The organism is Candidatus Soleaferrea massiliensis AP7, from assembly GCF_000820765.1.
Taxonomy (GTDB): Bacteria; Bacillota; Clostridia; order Oscillospirales; family Ruminococcaceae; genus Soleaferrea; species Soleaferrea massiliensis.
Genome location: NZ_CCYH01000008.1, coordinates 1 through 22,583, shown reverse-complemented (window position 1 = coordinate 22,583; position 22,583 = coordinate 1). Strand labels below are relative to the sequence as shown.

Genomic DNA, 22,583 nt, shown 5'->3' with positions numbered 1-22,583 from the left:
GTTTAATGGTCCCCGATTGTTTTCCATTTCGTTTAATGTCTCAAAGACTGCCTTCCATGCTCGTTTACTCACCTTCCCAATCGTCTCCCGAGTCAATTTCACATGATTTTATGCGGGATTCCGGCATATTTCGGTTGACATCGCCTGTTCGGAATGATATGATTTTATCAAATATTTAGACTCATATTATTCATATTATAGCGTGTATTTAATCAATTATTCACATTAACAAAATTTTTATTCCATATTTATACATCCTGTACAAAGCATATGCCGCATCAGACAGCGGGAACATCCCTATTTCCAAAAGACTGCCGGAAAGGAGGACATATACCCGCGGTATTTCTATTATCTTTATCATCCACACGACAAACCATACGAAAAAGCAAGAGAAAGGAGCAAACAATGAAACAGTCAAAAAAAATCCTGTCCGCCATGCTGGCCGCGGCGATGGTATTCACCATGGCGCCGGCCGGATTCGTTTCCAACGCGGTTTCCGCTCCCGGCAACATTGAGCTGTCCCGGCAGGCCGCCACCGAAGGCATGGTCCTGCTGGAAAACAACCGCTCCGCGCTCCCGATCCCGGCCGGCTCGACCGTCGCGCTGTTCGGCCGCGGACAGATCGACTTTCAGAAGGGCGGCGGCGGAAGCGGCGATGTAACCGTGGAATATGTCCGCAATCTTCTGCAGGGCATGCAGGAAAAGCAGAGGGAAGGCAAGGTACGGATCTATCAGCCGCTGGCCGACGCGTACACCGACTTCATCACATCCGGCCAGAGCGGGGAGATGGCACTCAGCGGCGAGCTGCTTGAGGGCGCGGCCGAAGCGGCGGACACCGCAGTCGTCACGATCAGCCGCTATTCGCAGGAGGGCATCGACCGCACGGCCGCCAAGGGCGACTATTACCTCAGCGACGCAGAGGCCGAGATGCTCGCGAAGGTCGCGGCGGCGGGATTTGACAAGATCGCTGTCGTGCTCAACGTCGGCGGCATCGTCGACACCTCCTGGTTTGCGGATTCCGGCGCGGACGCGCTGCTGCTCGCCTGGCAGCCCGGCATGGAAGGCGGCCTTGCCACAGCGGACATCCTGGTCGGGGATGTAAACCCCTCCGGCAAGCTCAGCGACACCTTTGCAAAGGACTACTGGGATTACCCGACCTCTCCGTCCTTCCATGAAAACAACGACTATGTGAACTACACCGAAGACGTGTTTGTCGGCTACCGTTACTTCGAGACCTTCGATCCGGACTATCAGAAGGTCCATTATGAATTCGGCTACGGCCTGTCCTATACGACCTTTGACATCACGGATGTTTCGGCTGTGCCGAACGGCGATCGGATCGAGGTTTCCGCCACGGTCATCAACACCGGCAAACGGGCCGGCAAGGAGGTTGTACAGGCCTACTTCAGCGCGCCGCAGATGGGCGAAAACGGCGCGAAGCTCAGCAAACCGGCCAGGGAGCTGGCCGCCTTCGACAAGACCAATCTTCTCGCGCCCGGCGAAAGCCAGACGCTCACGATGACCTATGACATCGACGACATGGCCAGCTACGACGACACCGGCGTAACCGGCCATCCATCGGCCTATGTGCTCGAAGCGGGCGACTATGACATCTATGTCGGCAACTCCATCCGGAACGCGGGTGAAAACGGCGTGCGCGGAAGCTATCACCTGGACAGCCTGCAGGTGGCCGAACAGCTTTCAGAGAAGGTCAAACCGACCAACCTGACCGAGAGGCTGCTTGCCGACGGAAGCCATGAGACGCTCGATACCGGCCTTCCCGTCAAAAGCGGGGGCAGCACAAAGATAGAAGCCGAATATTATATGGACAAAAGCCCGAGCCTGCGCGGCGTCGAAAGCTATCCGGACGGCGACTGGCTTTCGGTCACCAGCGTCTACTATATGTACAGCGAACCGGCCGATTCGCTCTTCCTTTCGTATAAGCTGAAGGTTCAGCAGGCCGGCGTCTACAGGCTTCAGCTGCGCGCCGGCAACTCCGGCGGCGCGATGTACGACTTCGCGGCCATCACCGTGGATGGCCAGCCGCAGCCGCAGGCAAGGCTGTACGCGCCGAACACCGGCGGGGACAACCAGCTGACCGATCTGGACAGCGTGTACATCTCCCTTCCGGAAGGCGACTGTGAGCTGAAATTAACCGCATCTTCGAACCGGCTCCCGGCCATCGACTTCTTTACACTAGAACGCCATCGGACAGAAGATCGAGGGCACCGGCGTCAACAGGATCGAAGCGGAGGACTACTTCGCGGCGCACGAGAACTTCTTCCTGAACCGGATGCCGACCGGGCTGGTATACCTTGGCAACAAGAACACCAGCGGGCTCTATCTGACCTACAAGATGGACGTGCTGGAATCCGGCGTATACCGGCTGATCTGGCGTTCGGCGCTTGGCCAGGACAGCTACCGCGACATGATGCGCATCGAGGTGAACGGCGCCGAGCATCCGGCCAGCCTGACGGCGGTCAGCACCGGCGGCTGGGAGATCTTCAAGGACCTCTCCCCCGTTTACCTGCGGCTTGAAGCCGGGGAAAATACCATCCGCTTCTCGGATAAGCTCGGCAAGCTGCCGAACTTCGACTACTACACGCTCGAACGCGTCGGCGACGAGCTGCCAGAGGGCCATCTTGTCAGGAACAAAGGCTCCTCGGTCGTGGAGGCTGAAGATTATCTGGATGCGCATGAGAACTTTGTGATCCAGACGCCGACCGTGAACGGCGTGCAGATCACGACCATCGGCAACCAAAATATTCCGGGCGCGTGGATCACCTACGAGCTCTATGCGCTGGAGGCGGGCGATTATCAGATCTCGTTTTGCATGGCCAACGGCGTGCAGCCCTACAGCGATTTTATGCGGCTCTATGTGAACAACATTGATCAGGATGTGCATCTCGACATGCCGCAGACCGGCGACGGTCAGGGCGCGGCGGAATGGTTCAACTTCATCGACATGCCGAAGGTGAACGTCACGCTGCCCAAGGGCCGTTCGGTGCTCAGAATCGTGCCGAATGTCGTCAGCTTCCCGAATATGGACTATATGACCATCTCTCCGAAACCATTGGTCGACCCGATCAAGATTGAAGCCGAGGACTGGTCTGCGGGACATGAGAACCTGCTGCTTGAACATCCGGTCATCAACGGTGTGCAGCACACCACGCTCGCCAAGGTGGACACCGACCAGCTCTGGGTGGAATACACCATTGACAGCCCGATGGAGGGTGATTGGTTCTTCATCCTGAATGCGGCGAGCGCCTACGATCCGATCAAAAACTTCATGAAGATCTATGTCGGTGACGAGTTGCAGGAAGCGCAGCTTGACATGCCGACCACCGGAAACCGCGATGCCGGTCAGTGGTGGAACTTCATCGACCTCCCGGCGGTCCGCGTCCGGCTGCCCAGGGGAACCTGCAAGCTCAAATTCGTCACAAACCAGTCCGCCTTCCCAAACCTCGACTACTTCGTGCTGGAGAAGGCGGCCGACGATATCCTGAAGCCTCCTGAGACTGAGAAGCCCGACCCCGAAGAGCCTCAGAAGCCCGACCCCTATATCCTGGAGGATGTCGCCAACGGCGTCATCACAATGGATGCATTCATCGCCCAGCTTTCGGACGACGACCTCGCGTGGCTTGCAAACGGCCACGGCGCGGGCATCCCTGGCGGAACCGGCACCATCGGCAACATGGGTGCTTACGGCATTCCAGGCGCGAACACCTGCGACGGACCGGCCGGCATCCGTCTCACCGAATCCTGCACGGCCTGGCCCTGCGCCACCCTGCTTGCCTGCACCTTCAACACCGGCCTGGTCGAGGAGGTCGGCAGGGCGGCCGGAACCGAAGCGGCCATCAATGGCGGCGACATCTGGCTGGCGCCCGCCATGAACATCCACCGCAATCCGCTGTGCGGACGCAACTTCGAATACTACTCCGAGGATCCGCTGCTCTCCGGAAAAACCGGCGCGGCGCTGACGAACGGCGTACAGTCCACCGGCGTATTTGTCACCTTGAAGCATTTCGCGGCGAACAACAAGGAAACCAACCGCAAGGAAGGCGACAGCCGCATGTCCGAGCGCGCGCTGCGTGAAATCTACCTGAAGGGCTTTGAGATCGCGGTCAAGGAAGGGCATCCGGGCTGTATCATGTCCTCCTACAACCGCATCAACGGCCAGTTTGCTTCGGCCTGCCGCGAGCTGCTCACCGGCATTCTGCGGGATGAATGGGGCTTCGACGGCATCGTCATGACCGACTGGGTCACCAGCACCAAGCTGCCCGAGGAGATCAAGGCGGGAAACAACGTCAAGATGCCGAACGCCTTTGACGACAGCTTCGTCGCGGTCAGGGAAGCGCTCGCATCCGGCGAGCTGACCCGCGAGGAAATGGAAGAAAACGCCAAGTCCATCCTTGAGCTTGTCATGCGCACGCTGGCGTTCGAAAAGGTGACGCAGGGCGTACAGACACAGGAAATCAGCGGCGCTGAAACCACCCGGATCGAAGCGGAAAGCTTCGTCTGGAAGAGTGACCGCATCAACGTGGAATCCTGCGCGGATTCGCCGGGTGAGGTCAACATCGGCACCCTGTACCCGGGGGAATGGGCCACCTATGATGTCACGGTCCGGCAGGCCGGCACCTACCGGATGGTCTTCCGCATCGCCACCACCTCCAGCACCGGCGGCGCGTTTGACATCTATATGGACAAAGACCTGGCCGGCAGCTACAGCAACAACGGAACCTATACCGGCGCATGGCAGAACTGGGCGACCGCCGAGCCGTTTACCGTAACGCTGCCGGCGGGCCGCCATACGATGAAGGTTGCCTGTACCAGAGCGGGTTCCAATCTGAACTGGTTCGAGCTCACGCCGATCGAGGTGGAAGCTCCCGTCGGTATGGGAATCCGGGCGGACGGCCTGCGCATCGATGAGGAAAAAGGCATCATTTCCGGCGCTGCGTTCGGCGACGATGTCTCTTCTGTCCTGAACCGGCTTTCGGCTGAGGATGAACGCGCCGGACTGCGCATCGCCGGCCAGGACGGCAGCGGCGTCCCTGCCGGCGCAGCGGCGCGCACCGGTATGAAGGTGCAGCTGACCTATGCGGGCATCGTACTTCGGGAATTTGATCTCTCAGTAATTGGGGATCTGGGACTTTCCGATCAGCCCGGCGTCCAAACGCTGCTTGCCATCAAGGCGCACATTTTGGGCAGATCGCCGCTCAGCGGCCTGCAGGCGGCCAGCGCCGATGTCTATGCCGAGGGTCAGATCAACATCTTTGACCTGGTGCAGCTGAAGCTGATGATTCTCAGAGGCTTCTGAACGCAGCAGATCAGGAATCAACACAAAAAGAGGGGCCTGCCAGAAACGGCAGGACCCTCTTTTGATTGGAACATCCTCTTCGGGTTTATCTAGACACGCTTGTTGGGATGGCCGTTGTATCGCCAAGACGCAGCGGCTCCACTGTTCACGCCAAGATATCTTTGCACGGTGATGACTGCGTTTCTGCCGTTCACCAGTATCACGCCGTTTGCCAAGTGGCACGCAGCGGGCGGACATTGTTCTGCGTGGCACAGCAGGTGAACCTCAGCATAGCGGCAGTTACCTCAACAAAAAGGCTGTGCTTTCTCAACAGGAAGCACAGCCTTTTATAAAATCCGGAATACGTCTATCCGTCATTCTTTTCCGCCGTTTTCAAGAAGCTTTTCCGGACAATCCGCAATATCTCCTCCAGCGGCATCCCTTTGTAGGCCAGCTTGACCACCTCCTCGGCAATGCGTTCGAGCTGTCTGCTCTGGTCCTTCGAGATGATCGCCTTTGCATCCCTCGACACATAGCGTCCGCTGCCCGGAACCGAGTAGCAGAGTCCCTCATTCTCAAGCAGCGTATATGCCTTCTGCAGGGTGTTCGGATTGACCGCTAACGCCTGCGAGAGATTTCGTATACTGGGAAGCGGCGTCTGAATATCCAATCGGTCCGTCAGCACAAATTCCTTGAACTGTTCCACGATCTGTTCATAAATTGGTGTCCTCGAAAGCCGATCTACCGTGAACATCTGAACCGCCTCCTTTTCCCATCATGTTTCTATATCATTATATTACAATTTTTTTTACGGTTAATCAAGCTTTGTGAAGAAACTTTCACTTTACAGGGGCATCTTTCTGTTCTTCACTATGCCAGCATATTTCCTCTATCCCTTCCCGACGGTTGATATCCTTTTAAAGAAAAAACTCTATGGATTGTTTTGTCTATGGGAAACAATGCTTGAAATAAAGGATAAAGCCCCCGGGGTTCGGCCAAAACTGCTGATCCCAGGAGGCTTTATTCACACAAAACGTATGATTCCCATCACTGCTGAAACGGCAGAACCCGTTTGCTTATCGTCTTGGCTGCGGAGCCGGCGGGCATTTCTGCTTGGTGTCAAAGGACGGGTTGAATGCAAAGAAGTTTTTGGAATCAAGCTGATCCAGGCTCAAGCGCAGCGCTTCGCCGAATCTCTGATAATGTACAATCTCTCTTTCACGCAGGAATTTAATCGGCTCCCGCACATCCGGATCATCAACAAGGCGCAGGATATTGTCATATGTCGTCCTGGCTTTCATCTCTGCCGCGAGATCCTCATTCAGGTCCGTGATAACGTCGCCGGTCGACTGCAGCACTGAAACAGAGAACGGAACGCCGTTTGCGTCCACCGGATAAATGCCGGTGGTGTGGTCGGCATAATAAGAAGCAAAGCCGCTCTTCTGAATCTCCGCCGGGGTCAGGTTGCGTGTCAGCTGATGCACGATCGCACAGATCATCTCGGCGTGGCCCATCTCTTCGGTACCGATATCGGTCATGGTAGCCTTAACCTGTGCATACGGAGCGGCATAACGCTGGCTCAGATAACGGGTAGCCGCGCCCATCTCGCCGTCCGGGCCGCCCAGCTGGGTGATGATGACCTTCGCCAGCGCGGGATTTGGATTCTTGATGTTGACTGGATGCTCCAGCATTTTCTTATAACTCCACATACGCTACGCCTCCTCCTTATTTTCCCAAGGCCATGGATCGGAAACCCAATCCCAGCTTGGTGATCCGTCATAGTCCGCCGGGGTCAGCGGGCCGAATTTCTCGGTAAATTCCTTTGTCGCCTGCTGCAGCAGGTCGTGATGTCTCTGGAAGTATTCCAGCGCCGCCCTGTCTCTCGGATGGGTATCCAGAAACAGGTTTGCTTCGACCAGGGCGAAGGTGCTCGTCTGCACGCGCTTGAGCAGCACCTCGCGGCTGTTGTTGTTATCCACGGCAGACCGCCTCCTCCCCTATGAACGGCTTATCAAGCTGTCTGAAGATGGTTCCGCGCTCGAGTCCCACCGCATCGTCGTAGAGCATGCCCCACTTCTGAAAACGCACGTAGGCCATAGCCAGTGGCACATCATCGTCACAGAATACTTCCTTCGGTTCTTTGTTCATATTCATCGCTTCATTCATATCCATTCTTTCCAAGTTTCATATCCCCTTTCATGCTAAGGTGGCCGGCTTCCGGCCCTGTAAGAGCAGAGTAAACCTGCACGCTTTATTCTATGGCAACTGTTTTCGAAGGGTGAGAAACCGCATCGGCTTGTCCCATGGGACATTTCTGCGTTTTTTTCTTAAAACAACGCATTCCTTTACCGAATAGAATTGAATAATCATATATATACTGAAAAAACAAATTTTGATATTTACATATTATTATAATTACAAACAAATACATTTCACTTTTTCCTATTCAGAATCGAATATTGTATAAAATAAGGATATACCCTATATAAATCAAATATCCAAGAAGGAGTTTTAGAATGAAAAGAAAGCGTATACTCAGTCTATCATTATCCCTGCTGCTGTCCTTTTCGATTCTAGGCGGCATGCAGCCTTTCGCAAATGCATTGGAAAATCCTGTTTATGAAACACCGCATCCGTATCCAAACTACTGGACCGATTCGTGGACTTACACCCATGACGGCGATACCGCAGCCTTAGCAGTCACATTTTCCGAGGATACCATGACCGAAGAAAACTATGATTTTATTAAGATCTATTCTTCCAAGCAGGGGGACGCCGCTGAACGATCCTACGGCTTTTTCAGCGGAAGCGCATTGGCCGGAGAGACCATCATTGTTTCCGGAGACACTGTCCGCATCGAATTCGAATCCAATGACTCAAGCAACGATTTCGGCTATCAAATCACCGACATTTCACCGTTGACATCCCAGGAATATGACAACACCTCAGCGAAGAACGTTGTGTATGAATCTTCCCATCCGTATAAAAATGACCGCTGGGATTTTTGGGATTACACCTATGACGGAGAAGCCGCGGCCTTGGCCGTTACATTTTCTGAGGAAACAAGAACACAGCAGGACCGCGATTTTGTCCGCATCTTTGCCCGCCTTAGCAATGAACACTATGGAAAATACGGAAAAAACTATGGTTTTTACAGCGGTGCTTCCCTGGCTGGCAGAACCGTTGTCATTCCAGGAAACGAACTTCTTATTATGTTTTTGACCGACGGGGAGGGAACCGACTTCGGTTTCCAAATAACAGATATTTCCCCACTCACCTCGCAGGAATATGAAGACTTCCTGTCGGTTGAAGACAACGTATATTTTATGGATGAGAACCTGAGCCAGCTGGTCTGGTATTCAGGAGGAAAAACGCATATCAATGTTCCCGCGGCCGTAAACGGTCAGCCCATCAAAAGCATTGGCGTCGATGCACTGGCCCACAAGGCTTTGGTCAGCGTCACCCTGCCGGAAGGCATAGAATTCCTGTCCGCATACGCTTTCCAGCTCGATCCCTACCTTGAAGAGGTGGTGCTGCCTAACAGCCTTCGTTCCATCGGAACAGCCTGCTTTAAAGAATGCACCTCACTAAAGGAATTACGCATTCCGGATAATGTGGAATCCATTGGGGATCATGCTTTCGCCATTTGCAGTGATTTGGAAAAGGTGATTATCCCCGACAGCGTCACACAGATTGGTTCAGACGCATTTTTCATGTGCAGCAAAGTGACGATCTATGCCAACGAAGGTTCCTATGCCGAACAGTACGCAAAGGAAAACAACATCCCATTTGCCGCATTGGAATCCGATGTGGACGAATCCCAGCCAACAGTTTCTGACAGCGCAAGCTCCAATGATGCATCCTCTTCGCATGCATCTGTCAGCAAGACAAACCCTTCTACCGGATCCCGTGCGCCGTGGACCGACTACATCTATTTGGCCCTCCTGGGTGCTGGATTCCTGACTGTTACAGCACTTCGCAGAAGGAAATTAAGACGTTCTGTCAAATAATCAAATGACTGGGGCCTGGATACCGGAAGCGGCTGGTATCCAGGCTCCAATATTTTATACAATAATCGCAGGGAATCCATACTGTTCGTACTATAGAACATGTAATTTGTTGTATCATGGCGAATACACGGCCTGTGAAGCATACAATATACATTTCTGGCTTGTAAATGCGGGCTTTTTTGGGCAGAATCCTTTTTTTCCGGCCTGAAACCTTGTAAAAACGGGGGCAAGATGATATAATGTTTATCAGTTAATAATTTCCATAAGGAGTGATTGTCGTGGGTTACAAAATCTTGGAGATAGATGAATATTTAAAGCCCTATGAAGCGGACATCGATCTGAGGATGCAGCACTACAAGGACACCAAAAAGAAGCTGCTGAAGAACGCAAAGAACCTGACGGAATTTGCGGACGGGCATGAATACTATGGATTCCAGAAAACCCGTAAAGGCTGGTATTACCGGGAGTGGGCGCCGAACGCAGACGCTTTGTACCTGTTCGGGGACTTCAATGACTGGAACCGCACCTCCCATCCGCTGACCAGGCTGGATGACGGAAATTGGGAGATCTTCCTTCCAGGCGTCAAGAGCCTTCCGCATCAGTCGAAGGTCAAGGTGCTCGTTGAGGCGAACGGCAGGTCCTCCGAGCGCATCCCGCTCTACATCACCCGCACTGTGCAGGATGAGCAGAGCAAGGACTGGTGCGGTGAAATCTGGGCCCCGCCGAGAAAGTTCCGCTGGACCGACGAAGCCTTCGCGCCGAAAAAGGACGAGCCCCTGCTGATCTATGAATGCCACATCGGTATGGCTGAAGAGGAGTACGGCGTCGGCTCCTATGCGGATTTCACGAAGAAGGTTCTGCCACGCATCAAGAGCGACGGCTACAACGCCATCCAGCTGATGGCGGTTATGGAGCATCCGTACTACGGGTCGTTTGGCTATCAGGTGTCCAACTTCTTTGCGGCTTCCTCGCGGTTCGGCACGCCGGACGACTTGAAAAAGCTGATCAACACCGCGCACAAAGAGGGCATCACGGTGCTTTTGGACCTTGTCCATTCCCATGCGGTCAAAAACACGCTGGAGGGCATCAACGAATTTGACGGCACCGACTACCAGTTCTTCCACGGCGGCGGCAAGGGCAACCATCCGGCTTGGGATTCCAAGCTGTTCAACTATGGCAAGCCCGATGTGCTGCGCTTTCTGCTCTCGAACGTCCGGTATTGGATGGAGGAATACCATTTCGACGGCTTCCGGTTTGACGGCGTGACCTCGATGCTCTATCTGCACCGCGGGCTCGGCGCAAACTTTACCGACTACAAATATTATTTCAGCGAACAGACCGATCTCGACGCGGTCAGCTATCTGCAGCTGGCCAATGAACTGATCCATCAGCTCAACAAGAACGCCCTGACGATCGCGGAGGACATGAGCGGCATGCCGGGCATGTGCCTGCCGATTGCCTGGGGCGGCATCGGCTTCGATTACCGGCTGTCGATGGGCATCCCGGATTACTGGATCAAGACGCTCAAGGAGCGCCGCGACGAGGATTGGGACATGTGGCAGCTGATGCATGAGCTGACTACCCGCCGCCCGATGGAAAAGAGCATCGGCTACGCCGAGTCGCATGACCAGGCGCTGGTCGGCGACAAGACGCTGATCTTCCGGCTGTGCGACCAGGAGATGTACTGGCATATGCAGAAGGACGACGAAAACGTCATCATCGACCGCGGCATCGCGCTGCACAAGATGATCCGCTTCATCGTGCTGACGCTCGGTTCGGAAGGATATCTCAACTTCATGGGCAACGAGTTCGGCCATCCGGAATGGATCGACTTCCCGCGCGAGGGTAACGGCTGGAGCTACCATTACGCGCGCCGCCAGTGGAGTCTTGTGGACAACAAGGACCTCAAATACCAGTACCTTGGCGAATTTGACCGCGAGATGCTCGCACTCATCAAGCAGTACCCGGTTCTCAGCGATACGGCTATGAAGAGCCTTTGGATCGACCAGGACAGAAAGATCATCGCGTTCGAAAAAGGCGGGCTTGTCTTCCTGTTCAACTTCCATCCGACCGGCTCGTTTGCCGATTTCTATCTGCCGATACCCGAAATGGGCCGCTACCAGACCATCTTTGACAGCGATGAAGCTGTATTCGGCGGTCATGGCAGAGTGGACCACAATTACATCTATGAAGCTCAGAAAAACGACCAGAACGGACAGGGCTTCTGCATCTATGCGCCTAACCGCACCGCCATTGTCCTGAAAAAAGTGGACTAGCTTTCACAAGTATACCGCCGGCATCCCTTCTTTGAAAGGGTGCCGGCGGTTTTTGCTGCGCCGATTTTCCCATTTCAAACCCGTCCGCAGCATGGTTCTGACAGATGCGCCCTGTTGTTTTGAAACCAAAGATGTCTGCGCCGGAATTCCAATACGGAATTCATTGATTGGAGAGGTTCTCCCCCTGACCTGTTTTTCATCAGGAAAACCGCAGCCCAACTGCTGCCGTCCCTGCAGAGGACGGCTGTTTGTTCTCCATCCTGTCCATTCACAGTTTACCGCCCTTGCGATGTTTCGGCTTACGGCATTATCTGCAGTCTTTGCAGCGGATTGGTCCTTCCGCCATTTGCCCCATCCAAATTTCACTGTTCCTTCGATATTCCGGCCGACGACGTCATCACAGCCTTCACGCAGTTTGAACATACTGCCCTCACGATTCCGATATATGATGATGTGGAGTATATTTCCGAAATAGACAGAAGATCCGCAAACGCCGTGCTGCCGCCAATATGCAGTCATCAGATGAAAAATCTTCCTGACCGCCGTTACATACCAGCCACTTTGGGCAAAATCCTATCAGTACAGGATTTGTTTGGTGAAAAAAACTGGATAAAGACCGAATTTTTCAAGGAAATAGGTAGAAACGGCTATAAAAATACAATATAATAGAGGAAGAGTAGGAGTGAAGCGTATATGAAAATTGAAGCATGTGAGCGGCGTCACAGTTATGATACAGATCGATTCGATGTCTGTCCGTTCTGCCACACACAGCAGGCGCCGAAGCCCGAAGCCCCCGCGCGCACGCCGGGACAATATCTTCCGGACGGCACCGTTATCGCCGGACGGTATATGCTGGAGCGCGTCGAAGATGAAAACGATATGTGCATCGTATACGGCGCGGTCGACACGACCAACAGCACGCGCGTATATGTAGAGGAATTCTTTCCGCTCGGCATCGCGGACCGGGACACCTCGGTCAGCGCCGAAATCCGCTGTACCGACCCGGACAGCGCGGAGAAGTTTATCCTGGGCGTCAACATCATGAAGGAGCAGGCCCAGCTGCCCGCAAGCGCGTCCATCTGCCGCGCCACGCAGGTTTTCGAAGCCAACAACACGGCCTATGCCGTCAGCGAACGGATCGAATGGCCCGCGCTCGCGCAGTGGATACCCGCTCAGAAGGCCCTGAGCCTGATGCAGATCTTCACAATGATGAAATCCCTGACCCTGCAGCTGGAGGAGCTGCATGAACAGCAGCTGTTCCACGGCAATTTGAACCTGCAGACGGTCCACATCGCCAAAAACAGGTCGGTCACCGCCGAAAAGCCGGCGTTTTACCGGTTCAAATTCCAGCATCTGATCCTGCGCGGCCCGCAGTCGCAGAATTTTCCGCTGAACAGCGGCATTTCACTGGACCAGCGTTCGATTGCCATGATCCTGTTCAAGCTCGCGTCCGTCAACGACCTCGGGGCAATCTGCACGCTGCCTGAGACGTCCGCGTTCTTCGCCGGTTTCAGCGAAACCCTGGTTTCCCAGGTCAAGCCGGTTTTCCTGGAGCTTTTAAACGGCGTCACCAACGAAGCGCTCGAAAAGCTCTGGCGGATTTACGAGCCGTTTACCCGCGCGGCCACGGTGCAGACCAAGGCCCCGGAAAAGGCCGCCGAAAACCCTGTCACCATCCAGAATATTGACGGATATTTTCCCAAGGTACAGCGGCAGGTGCGCGGCGGCATCCTGAAATGGCTGTTCATTGCCCTGGCCATTCTGCTGGCAGCCGGCGGCTTCGCCGTCTGGCTTTTCTCCATTCTATAAGTTTCCAGCTTGTTTGGACGCTCTTTGTTGAAAATCCCATGGAAATGTGTTATATTGATAGAAATATGGCCATCCGCTTCACCGTTCAGCCTATCTATCCGCCTATCCGATTCACATACAGGAGGTAAATTCATGAAACGGTTTCGAACCACCCTCAGCCTCTTTCTGACGGCTGTTTTTGTATATATCCTTGCCTGCCCCGCGCTGGCCGCGGACTCCAACATCATCACCATCTCCGCTGACCGGCAGGCACAGGTCATCGACACGGTCATTGTGATGGACAACAGCGGCTCGATGACCACGACCGACCCGGTCGACCCGGACACCGGGGAAAGCATCGGCACGCAGGCCACCAAGATGTTCATCTCCTCGTCCCCGCTCAACGGCTCAAAAATGGGCATCGTGTCCTTTTCCGCGATTCTCAGCGACGATACCTTCCGCACCTCCGGCCTGCTTGGCACCGATGACACCTCCGTCCGCAAGGAGCTCAGCGGAATCATCGACCGCATCAAAGAGGGCGGCCGAAGCGGCGGCACCAACATTCCGGTCGGCATCGCAGCCGCGGCCGAAATGCTTGAGCAGTCTCAGGCCGACAGCAAAGCCATTATCCTGATCACCGACGGCGAGAACGACCCGGCGCGCGACACCGAGGACCCGTGGAAAAACGACGAGATTCTCAAAAGCCTGAACGTCGATTTCCCGATCTATGTCATCGGGCTGAGCCAGGGCGTCGAAAGCGGTTCGGTTGAATCCTTCCAAAGCTATTTACAGAAGATCGCGGGCAGCACCGAGCGGGTGTTCATGCTCGACGACGTTTCCGATATTGCCAAGACGATTCAGGAGATCGACGCGATGATCTACAAGACCGGCGACATCATCGAAGTGCCGGTCGGCGAGGTCTCGCTCGACATCCCGGATGCGGTCGGTTCCTGCAACATCAGCTTCGTGTCGGTGGACGGCAGGGAGATCTCCGTGCAGTCGGTGAAAAATCCAAGCGGCGACGACAAGACGGAGGATCAGAATACGGTCAGTGAAATCAAGAACAACGGCTCCACCTCGACGGTCAACCTGCAGAAACCCGAGAAGGGCGTCTGGAACATCACCGTTTCCGGGGAGGAAGGCGACCGGGTGCGGGTCGAATGGAAGATTAGCACCGGAACCCAAGGCGGCGCATCCGGCTCCCAGGGCGGGGCTTCTGAGGGCGCGTCCGGCGCCAGCGGCTCCGCGGAAGACTCCAACCATGGCGGCGGCTTCCCGTGGATTTGGATTGTCGCGGCGGCGGTCATCCTACTGGGCGGCGGCGCGGCGGTCTACTTCCTGATGGTGCGGAAGCCTGCGGCACCGCTGCCGGGCTACATGCAGGTCAAACTCTTCCAGCCGGACGGCACCATCCTGACGCTGCAGGACTGGGTAGAGCTTGCATCCTTTAAAAAGCGTGTGACGCTCGGTACGCTGAGCGGATTCTCGGAGCTTGGCGGCGTCCTCGTCTGCCAGGGCGACGATTACAGCTATGAAATCACCTTCCAGGGTTCCGCGCCGGCCGGCGTTTCCGGACTGGAAGCCGGACTGAACACCGACGACACGATGACTCTGCTGTTTGAAGATACCAGAAAGCTTGAATTCACCTACAAATCGTTCCTTTGCTGAATCATGGTGAAGAATAAACGACAGCTGAAACATCACGCCAACGTCTCGTTTTCAGGTTTTCTGCAAACCACAGTATGCCGCCTCCATTTGCAGAGAATTCCCCTGCTCATCGGGCAAGGGATGAAAGGCAGATGCAGCAGCACCATGATGTCACGTTACTGGGTTGTCCGCAAAGAACAGACTGTTCCCTTTCCTTTGCAGGCCCCGCCCTTGCCGCAATCATTCAAGGGATAAGCGGCAGATACAGTACCACAACATCACGTCACCTGGTTGTCTGCAAAGAACAGATTGCTCACTTTTCTTTATCGATCATCCCCCTGCCGCATCAGGCAGGGGATGAAAAGCAGATGAATCATCACCACAACGGTCAAATCACCATGTTGTTTGCAGACATCAAAACCCATGGACTTCTTTATAGAAGCAGCCACCACATGTAACTCTAACATCATTTTGAACAGGGCAAACACACCAATTGGATTCCGGCAGTGCATGAAATGATCTTTTGCAGACCGGCCCTGTGATTGACAGAACCCATAAAACCGCATGCAACTATCAAATCCATACTTTGCTAAAAGGGGGACATTAGGCAATGGCATTTACATCCGAACAGATGGCCCGATTCATCTCCGATCTGGGCAACGCCAAGCTGGAAGTATCCAACCTGCGCACCGGCGTCAACCAGGAGAAACGCCTCTTGATCATTGGACTCGGCGGCACCGGCACCGACGCGCTGCTGCGGATCAAAAACATGATGCTCAAACGCTTCAAGGTGACAAAGGATCCAAGCGGCAATCCGGTTCCGCCGGAGAACGTGCAGTTCCTGGCGCTGGATACCGATGAGAATATCTATACCAAGACCGTCGGCGGCACCAGATTCGACCAGCACAGCGAGGTCGTTCATCTGGTGGACAACGCGATCGATCAGAAGATCAAAAACCGCAATCTGTGGCCGGACCACATCAAAAGCTGGCTGAACCCGGCCATCCAGCCGCCTTCCGCCATCGGAACCGGCGCGGCGGGCGTGCGCCAGCTCGGCAGGCTGCTGCTGTTCAACGACATCGGATCGGTGATCACGCGGCTTGAAAGCAAGCTGAAGCTGCTGCTCGCCAACACGGCGGCCCAGACGCCGATTCACGTCGTCATCGTCTCCGGCATCAGCGGCGGTACCGGTTCGGGCACCTTCCTAGACATCGGCTATCTGACCCGTGTCGCGATGGACCGCCTGCTTCCGGGCGTCAACCGGCTGAACATCACCAGCTATCTGTTCCTGCCGGATGTCAACATCTCGAATCCGGAGCTTCCGACCGCCTCCTACGCGTTCGTCAAATCCAACGGCGTCGCGGCGCTCAAAGAGCTCGACTATCTGATGAACATCCAGAACCGCACGGCGCTCAACTCCACCCAGAAGGCCGGACGGTTCCGCCAGGTATACGACAACACCGGCGCGAAGATCGCGATCGACACCGACCAGCCGCCGTTTGACAGCGTCTACCTGCTCTCGGCCAGCACAAAGCTCGGCACCATCTTCACAAACGGCTACGAATACGCGCTGAACGTCGCGGCGGAGAGCGTCGTCAACTTCATTGCGCAGGAGAACCTGTCCGATACGGCCGGCATGAATCTCGCCTCGTTCGACGTCAACGGCATTTCGATGGCGGACGGCGGCAGCGGCGCGCTGGTCATCGGCGGCAAGCCGATCGTCGGCAACTACATCTACAAGGTCGTCGGCGCCGCGAGCGCGGAGCTGCCGATCGAGGACATCGCAAACTATGTCACCTACCGTTTCTTCCAGAAGGTTTACGATATGATGGACCTGAGCCCATCGCAGCAGGACATCAACAACTTCGCCACCTCGGTCAAGATGGTGCCGAACGAACTGTTCAAGACCATCAAGGCGCAGGTGAATTCCCGCGTCAAGCTGCCGGGCAAAAGCACCGACACCAAGACGCTTTCGAACCCGGTCGCCAAGGGCAACTTTGAGACGGCGCTCAACAACTACAAAAACGCCGCAATTGTGCAGATCGGCGAGGTCATCCGCGACCTCGACTCCACACTGCGCGCGGACATCCGCAAGAACATGAACATGATCTTCAAGGATAAGACCAAAGGCCCGTTCTACGCAAACCGCATCATCATCGGCTACACCGAGCCGGACCAGCGCATCCGCGGACTCAAGGAGTTGGTCAGCGGATCGGTCACGCAGATCGCCGCGAACGCTTCGACGGCGGCCCAGCGCGCCGAGGAAAGCCGCCGCACCGCCAACGACGCATACGCGGCCGGCAATAAGGCGCTGATGTTCAAGGACGGCCACTACACCGACTACAAGGAAAACCTGCTCAAGCACTGCACCGAGTTTTTAGACAACGTGATCTTCACCAAGATCAAGGATTACTATGTCGGCGCGCTCAGCCAGTATCTGAGCGACCTCAACACCGGCATCTTCGATGTGTATGTCGCGATTCTCAACAAGCTTTCTGCCATCTTCAACAAGACCGGCGAGCTGATCGTCGAGGGCAAAACCGAAGCGGTCGCCACCGGGCGCGTGTTCAGCTGGAACCTGGTCGAAACGCCGAAGATCCTGCCGATGCTCGACGAGATGATCGACAACTACCAGATGGACAATATCCTCGACAAATTCCTGAACGACATGATCGACCGTTCCCAGAACTGGATCGAGGGAGACAGCGAGTCGGTCATGCAGGAGATTGAAAACTTCATCCAGGTGGAGTTCACCGACATCGTCGGCGCGAGCATGGATACCATCCTGAAGGAGTACAATTTAAGCAGCTACATCACGCAGGTCGCGGGCGAGCTGCACAACCAGTCGGCGCCGACCTTCCCGGTCGACAGCGTCGTCGCGCCGAAGCAGATCGACTACAACGCGATCAGCGTCCCGTACAACTGCCTGCCGGTGCAGAACGCAATCAACGACTTTGTCAAGAACGGCACCAACGTCAAATATACCGTCAACCCGAGCCGGCTGACCAACCGCCTGTTCTGGTTCCGCGCGGGGCTGGGCATGCCGGTCTACGCCTATCAGTTCTTAAAGAGCTATGAGCCGGAATATGAATCGGCGCTCAGCGGCAACCTGGTCGGACGGCACCTCTACGAGGTGGGCTTCGACTGGAAGTACCTGCCGAGCATCATCCCGGAATCGATCTGGGGCCATTACAGCAACGAGCGCGTCAAGAAGCTCAATGATGAAACCCGCGCCGTCTTTAAGGCCGCAAGGGACAACAAGGTCATCCTCGTCGATGAGCAGAGCAAGGATTACTACTGCGTTCTAACCAGCAAAGACGCGATGGAGAACCAAATCAAGGCGATCCTGTCGAAATACGGCGTCACCTTTGACAGCCTGCGCGACATCGACATGAACCTGGTCCCGCAGTGCCTGTTCGAGCTCAAGGACCTGCGCGCGAAGGGCATGCCGGCCGAGGGACGCTATTACATCTACGATACGCAGGCGGACAGCGCCGAGCTTGCCGAGTACAAGGCGACCGAACATTTCCTGCTGATGCCGGAGCTGCAGCAGCTGACCATCGCGGAGCTTTCGAAGCTGCAGAAGCTGGACAGCACCATCGCCGCGCTGCAGGAGGTCATCGGCGACGCGGACCAGCTGCGCAACTCCTACAAGGTGTACATCTACACGATGGTTTCGGATGTCATCAAGCGCAGCGGCGTCATGTACCATTACCCGATGGACGAGGAGAAGGTCGAGCTGCTCAAGGCCAACGCCGTGCGGTACTTCGACTATGAGATGTACAGCGCGCTGCAGGATCTGCAGAAGGACATCCAGCAGCAGATGAGCGAGCAGGTCGGTTCGATCATCGAAGGCTGGGAGGCGTCGGATGAAGGCCTTTCCACCCTGGTCGCAAGTCTCAAGAAGATGAAGACCCGGGTAATGGCCGATTCGCAGAAGATCAAGTTCGACGGCACCGCCGAACCGGACGCCGTCAAATTCTATGAAATGCTGATCCTCTTCTTAAACGAGATGATCCAGAGTCTCGACATCCTGTAAACGGATCAACCCGGCGGTTGGGTCAATAACCGCCGTACGGCATACGCGGGGAACCCTTTTTAAAGGGTTCCCCCCTTGTGCAGATCTGCGGACCCTTTTCAAAATACCCGGCGCTGCCGGAGGTTTTGAAAATTGCCCGCAAATTTAAAAAAATCCTTGAGCAAAGAGACAGCCGCGCAGATGAATCCGCAGGACCTTGCAGCAGATGTTCTGCGGTAAACACACCGTTGTAAATTTACAGTATACGGCATCAGAATGCCGCGGCAGGCTGTCAAAAAAGTGAAAAACGTTATTTTTGTCAGGCGGGGTATATGTGTCGCTGTGACACATCTGCATTTTTTCATTCGCTGAGATACATCAGCAGGGTGCATGTTGTTTCGCTGTGGCACAGCGGCTTTACGATGTTTGCCAAGTATCACTTGGCAATGTGGTCGTTACTTCTTTGCCGGCCAAAGAAGTAACCAAGAAAGGCCGTTCAAGGGGGCCATGCACTGTGCCACCCCAAGCCAGATGGCCCCCTTGAAAATCCCCTCTGATATCCCGCTATCCGCTTCCGCCGTCTGCGGACGGCGTTCGGCTTTGGCAAGGTGGCTGAATGGCTGGCAGCGGACGTTTACACTCCCTACGACAGTCTTTCCCGGTACCCCGATTACCGTAGCTGCTGTGTAAATCATTCTTCGATCATAGAACACCGTAGGTGGATTGTCCCACCGCAGGTGGCCCGTAGCCGCTGTGTAAATCATTCCTCGGCCGTAGAATGCCGTAGGCATTTTCCCTACGACTAGGTGGTGTGGCAATCGTTACCCATCATCTTTTAACAGGCCGATGCGGCATCAAAATGCCGCGATCAGCACCTTACCGATCTCATAAACATACGATTGTAACTCTTATATGATGCGGCAGTGCGAAACACTGGATTCGTTCATCCGCGCAGGAACTTGATCATGCAGAAAGGCGGTGAAAGCCGTGTCTGAAACTGTGGCCCGGCATATCGAACAATACACCGATAAATATATCGACGGCATTTTCTGGAGCGAGCACCGGCATTTACAGCGCGGTGCAAGCTGCCCGACGCTGTTTGTTCTGATCGGCGACGAAGCGGCCGAATATCTCGAAGATATCCGGCACCGCTGTGATAAATACTATGGCGACACCGCCGGCATCGCGTACCTGCTGATCGGGTTTCATCCTTGTACACAGCAGGGCAGCTGTTTTTCCCTGACGCTGCCCGAACAGCTCCAGCGGGATGATCTGTCCGGCTGCCGTGCGGCTGTGGCGGAATATCTGCAGACCGACGCGTTCGAAAACCAGTTCTATGACAAGAGCATGGAGCTGCTCGACTACTTTATGGAGTACAGCGACATCTACCGGGAAGGCGGCGTCATGCAGGTCTTTTCGGTATTCTGCGCGCAGGACCCCCAGAATGCCGCCGACGGCAGGGTGGAAGAACTGCTCGCACAAAACATCTCGCACATCTATGCGCCGAATTTCACGGCGTTCTGCCTGTACAACGATATCGATGCGCGCAAGCCGAAGCTCGCGCTGGCCCATGAGACATTTGAAGCGCTCAGCCAAGGGCATACGGAGCGTCAAACGGTGCTGTTGGGCAGCAAAAAGCTCAACGCCCTGTTCGACCGGCCGCGCGAGGTCCGGCAAAACCATGTTCAGCTGATTGTGCTGACCGCGTTTCTCAAAAGCGGATGCGAAAACGCGCCGAACCTTCTGCAGGGCGGCCGGTACCACGCGCTGGGCATTGCAAACCTGCGGATTCTGGAACAGTATGTCGCGCTGCTGACCCTGTCGAACCTCTACACCCGTTTCTTCGAATTGTTCGCCGCGCAGGCTGGCGCTACAACCAACCCTGGCGGCATGGACGGCGCGTCGCTTCCGGTCGTCGAAACGCTCGACCAGGAGCTCAAGAAGCTGGAAACCGCCGGCGAGCTGGCCCTGCGGCAGATGCGCCGCGCGCTTTACCTGCCGGGCCGCCAGCCGGGAACCGGCCTGACATTGGAGCAGGCCGAACAGCAGCTGTTCGGCACATCGCTGAGCCGTTATTACGAGGAACAGGTGCAGGCAAAATTTGAAGCCTGCCGGGAGAAGACCGTCTCCAAGCTGCTGGAGATAGCAGAACAGCTGCGGCCCGACCCGCAGGCGCTGAGCGCAAAGCTCAGCGAGCTGCTCTCCTCTGCCGCCGAGGCCGCGGAAAATCAGAAGCTTGCGCTGCAGTCAGCCTCTGCCGGCACGCTCGGCAGCCTGCAGCTCAACATCAATTCCAACAAAACGGTGCGTGACTTAATTGTCAAGCATCTCTATCACAGCCGCCTGCAGGCCGAACTGCTCGAGCTGCGGTGCGGCATCCTGACCGAACTGCTTGGGATGATGAAATCACGCGGCCGCAATCTGGCGCAGCGCAGACAGGCGCTCTCCGATCTCGGTTATGAAATTCAGAAGTACGTCGGTTCGGCCAAGATTTCATCGGCCATCTCAAATTTTTACACCGACAGCATCCAGAACACCATCAAGCTGCCGCCGCAGTTCTTTGAACGGCATCTGAAAGCCTTGCAGGAGGCTCCGGAATTCGATGCGTATGCCTTTCTGGACAGCTTCTGTGACAGCATCCTGCAGAATGACCTGTACACCTCGGTGGGCAGCGCGGATTACATCTCCGACTCGGTCATCGGCGATCTGCTGTTTGACCTCGAGAAAAAATCCAGCCCTTACTGCTTCAGCCTGCAGATCGGCACACAGGCGCATACGCGCAAATATTATATCGGGGCCAAAGGCAGCCCGCTTCTCAAACGGCTTTCACAGATCGCCGGCAGCAGCGTCATCGGGGCCGGCGGCTATACCAACAGCATTTCGATGGTGCAGGTTTTCGACATCTCAGATCTGGAAACGGTCAATTTTGTCTCCGCCTGCCGGGAAGCATACCTGTCACTGCAGCCAAAAGAAAACCCGCCGGAACAGCCATAGGACTGTTCCCCAGCTTCTCAAAAAACGACGCATAACGATTTTCACCACCTTCGCTCGAGGAATCGTTTACGCAGCAGCGGACCACCTGTGGCGGGGCAATTGCCCATGGCGTTCTTCGGTTGAGAAATCATTTACACAGCGGCTGTGAGAATCTGAGTACCGGTAAAGACTGTTAACGCCCGCTGCCAGCCATTCCTCACACAGAGCTCTATCCAAACGCGGTCCGCACCACCTGCGGTGGGGCAATCGCCTGTGGCGTTCTTCGGTCGAGGAATCATTTACGCAGCGGCTGCGGAAATTGGGATACTGGTAAAGACTGTCGCAGGGAACGTCAACATCCGCTACCAGCCATTCAGCCACCTTGACCAAAGCCAAAAGCCGTCCGCAGACGGCCGAAGCGGATTGCGGGATATCAGAGGGGATTTTCAAGGGGGCCATCTGGCCCTAAGCGGCACTGTGTATGGCCCCCTTGAACGGCCTTTCTTGGTTACTTCTTTGGCCGGCAAAGAAGTAACTGCCACCCAGCCAAGTGTCACTTGGCAAACACAGTAAAG

General features: G+C 55.4%; 14 protein-coding genes. 9 read left to right on the top strand and 5 right to left on the bottom strand.

The genetic code is table 11. The features are described from left to right. Positions 1–405: 405 nt before the first annotated feature. Positions 406–2,538 (top strand): glycoside hydrolase family 3 C-terminal domain-containing protein, encoded by a 2,133-nt coding sequence (locus BN348_RS14190; RefSeq protein WP_242844285.1) that lies wholly within the window; start codon positions 406–408, stop codon positions 2,536–2,538. Then, entirely contained in the window at positions 2,429–5,317 is a 2,889-nt protein-coding gene (locus BN348_RS14360; protein WP_320408656.1) for a glycoside hydrolase family 3 N-terminal domain-containing protein, read from the top strand. Before BN348_RS14190 ends, BN348_RS14360 begins: the two co-directional genes overlap by 110 nt. A 346-nt stretch (positions 5,318–5,663) precedes the next feature. On the opposite strand, the gene BN348_RS01755 is transcribed toward BN348_RS14360, so the two are convergent. From BN348_RS01755 to BN348_RS01740, 4 genes are all read right to left on the bottom strand, one after another. Then, on the bottom strand, positions 5,664–6,050 hold the full coding sequence (locus tag BN348_RS01755) for a GntR family transcriptional regulator (RefSeq protein WP_040195817.1): 387 nt from the start codon (positions 6,048–6,050) through the stop codon (positions 5,664–5,666). A 322-nt stretch (positions 6,051–6,372) separates the two neighbouring features. Then, on the bottom strand, positions 6,373–7,005 hold the full coding sequence (locus tag BN348_RS01750) for a manganese catalase family protein (RefSeq protein WP_040195816.1): 633 nt from the start codon (positions 7,003–7,005) through the stop codon (positions 6,373–6,375). A gap of 3 nt (positions 7,006–7,008) precedes the next feature. Then, on the bottom strand, positions 7,009–7,275 hold the full coding sequence (locus tag BN348_RS01745) for a spore coat protein CotJB (RefSeq protein ID WP_040195815.1): 267 nt from the start codon (positions 7,273–7,275) through the stop codon (positions 7,009–7,011). Beyond that, the gene (locus BN348_RS01740) at positions 7,268–7,468 is read right to left on the bottom strand and encodes a spore coat associated protein CotJA (RefSeq protein ID WP_156136375.1); all 201 of its coding nucleotides are present in this window, start codon (positions 7,466–7,468) and stop codon (positions 7,268–7,270) included. Before BN348_RS01740 ends, BN348_RS01745 begins: the two co-directional genes overlap by 8 nt. Positions 7,469–8,109: 641 nt before the next feature. Here BN348_RS01740 and BN348_RS12830 point away from each other — a divergent pair. Then, positions 8,110–9,306 (top strand): leucine-rich repeat protein, encoded by a 1,197-nt coding sequence (locus BN348_RS12830; protein ID WP_197068255.1) that lies wholly within the window; start codon positions 8,110–8,112, stop codon positions 9,304–9,306. Positions 9,307–9,584: 278 nt separating this feature from the next. Continuing rightward, a complete protein-coding gene (locus BN348_RS01730; protein ID WP_040195813.1) occupies positions 9,585–11,582 on the top strand; it encodes an alpha-amylase family glycosyl hydrolase in 1,998 nt (665 codons plus the stop codon). 3 nt (positions 11,583–11,585) lie between these two features. Here BN348_RS01730 and BN348_RS01725 read toward each other — a convergent pair whose 3' ends face one another. Then, the gene (locus BN348_RS01725; protein ID WP_156136374.1) at positions 11,586–12,005 is read right to left on the bottom strand and encodes a hypothetical protein; all 420 of its coding nucleotides are present in this window, start codon (positions 12,003–12,005) and stop codon (positions 11,586–11,588) included. 270 nt (positions 12,006–12,275) lie between these two features. On the opposite strand from BN348_RS01725, the gene BN348_RS01720 reads away from it, so the two are divergent. The 5 genes from BN348_RS01720 to BN348_RS01695 all read left to right on the top strand — a co-directional run bounded on the left by BN348_RS01720 (position 12,276) and on the right by BN348_RS01695 (position 22,029). Next, a complete protein-coding gene (locus tag BN348_RS01720; RefSeq protein ID WP_040195811.1) occupies positions 12,276–13,391 on the top strand; it encodes a serine/threonine-protein kinase in 1,116 nt (371 codons plus the stop codon). Positions 13,392–13,523: 132 nt separating this feature from the next. Continuing rightward, positions 13,524–15,038 carry a vWA domain-containing protein gene (locus BN348_RS01715; RefSeq protein WP_040195810.1) on the top strand — a complete coding sequence of 505 codons (1,515 nt, stop codon included), beginning with the start codon at positions 13,524–13,526 and terminating at the stop codon, positions 15,036–15,038. 131 nt (positions 15,039–15,169) lie between these two features. After that, positions 15,170–15,475 (top strand): hypothetical protein, encoded by a 306-nt coding sequence (locus BN348_RS13765; RefSeq protein WP_156136373.1) that lies wholly within the window; start codon positions 15,170–15,172, stop codon positions 15,473–15,475. A 152-nt stretch (positions 15,476–15,627) separates the two neighbouring features. Beyond that, positions 15,628–19,056, top strand: coding sequence for a tubulin-like doman-containing protein (locus BN348_RS01705; protein WP_040195808.1), 3,429 nt, complete (start codon positions 15,628–15,630; stop codon positions 19,054–19,056). Between the two features lie 966 nt (positions 19,057–20,022). Continuing rightward, entirely contained in the window at positions 20,023–22,029 is a 2,007-nt protein-coding gene (locus BN348_RS01695) for a hypothetical protein (protein ID WP_040195806.1), read from the top strand. Positions 22,030–22,583: the final 554 nt, after the last annotated feature.

Excerpts from the sequence above, each read along its gene's own strand:
- BN348_RS01720 (WP_040195811.1), top strand. The coding sequence starts at position 12,276 with ATGAAAATTGAAGCATGTGAGCGGCGTCACAGTTATGATACAGATCGA.
- BN348_RS01750 (WP_040195816.1), bottom strand. The coding sequence starts at position 7,005 with ATGTGGAGTTATAAGAAAATGCTGGAGCATCCAGTCAACATCAAGAAT.
- BN348_RS01705 (WP_040195808.1), top strand. The coding sequence starts at position 15,628 with ATGGCATTTACATCCGAACAGATGGCCCGATTCATCTCCGATCTGGGC.
- BN348_RS01740 (WP_156136375.1), bottom strand. The coding sequence starts at position 7,468 with ATGGATATGAATGAAGCGATGAATATGAACAAAGAACCGAAGGAAGTA.
- BN348_RS13765 (WP_156136373.1), top strand. The coding sequence starts at position 15,170 with ATGCAGCAGCACCATGATGTCACGTTACTGGGTTGTCCGCAAAGAACA.
- BN348_RS14360 (WP_320408656.1), top strand. The coding sequence starts at position 2,429 with ATGATGCGCATCGAGGTGAACGGCGCCGAGCATCCGGCCAGCCTGACG.
- BN348_RS01755 (WP_040195817.1), bottom strand. The coding sequence starts at position 6,050 with ATGTTCACGGTAGATCGGCTTTCGAGGACACCAATTTATGAACAGATC.
- BN348_RS14190 (WP_242844285.1), top strand. The coding sequence starts at position 406 with ATGAAACAGTCAAAAAAAATCCTGTCCGCCATGCTGGCCGCGGCGATG.
- BN348_RS01715 (WP_040195810.1), top strand. The coding sequence starts at position 13,524 with ATGAAACGGTTTCGAACCACCCTCAGCCTCTTTCTGACGGCTGTTTTT.
- BN348_RS01725 (WP_156136374.1), bottom strand. The coding sequence starts at position 12,005 with ATGTTCAAACTGCGTGAAGGCTGTGATGACGTCGTCGGCCGGAATATC.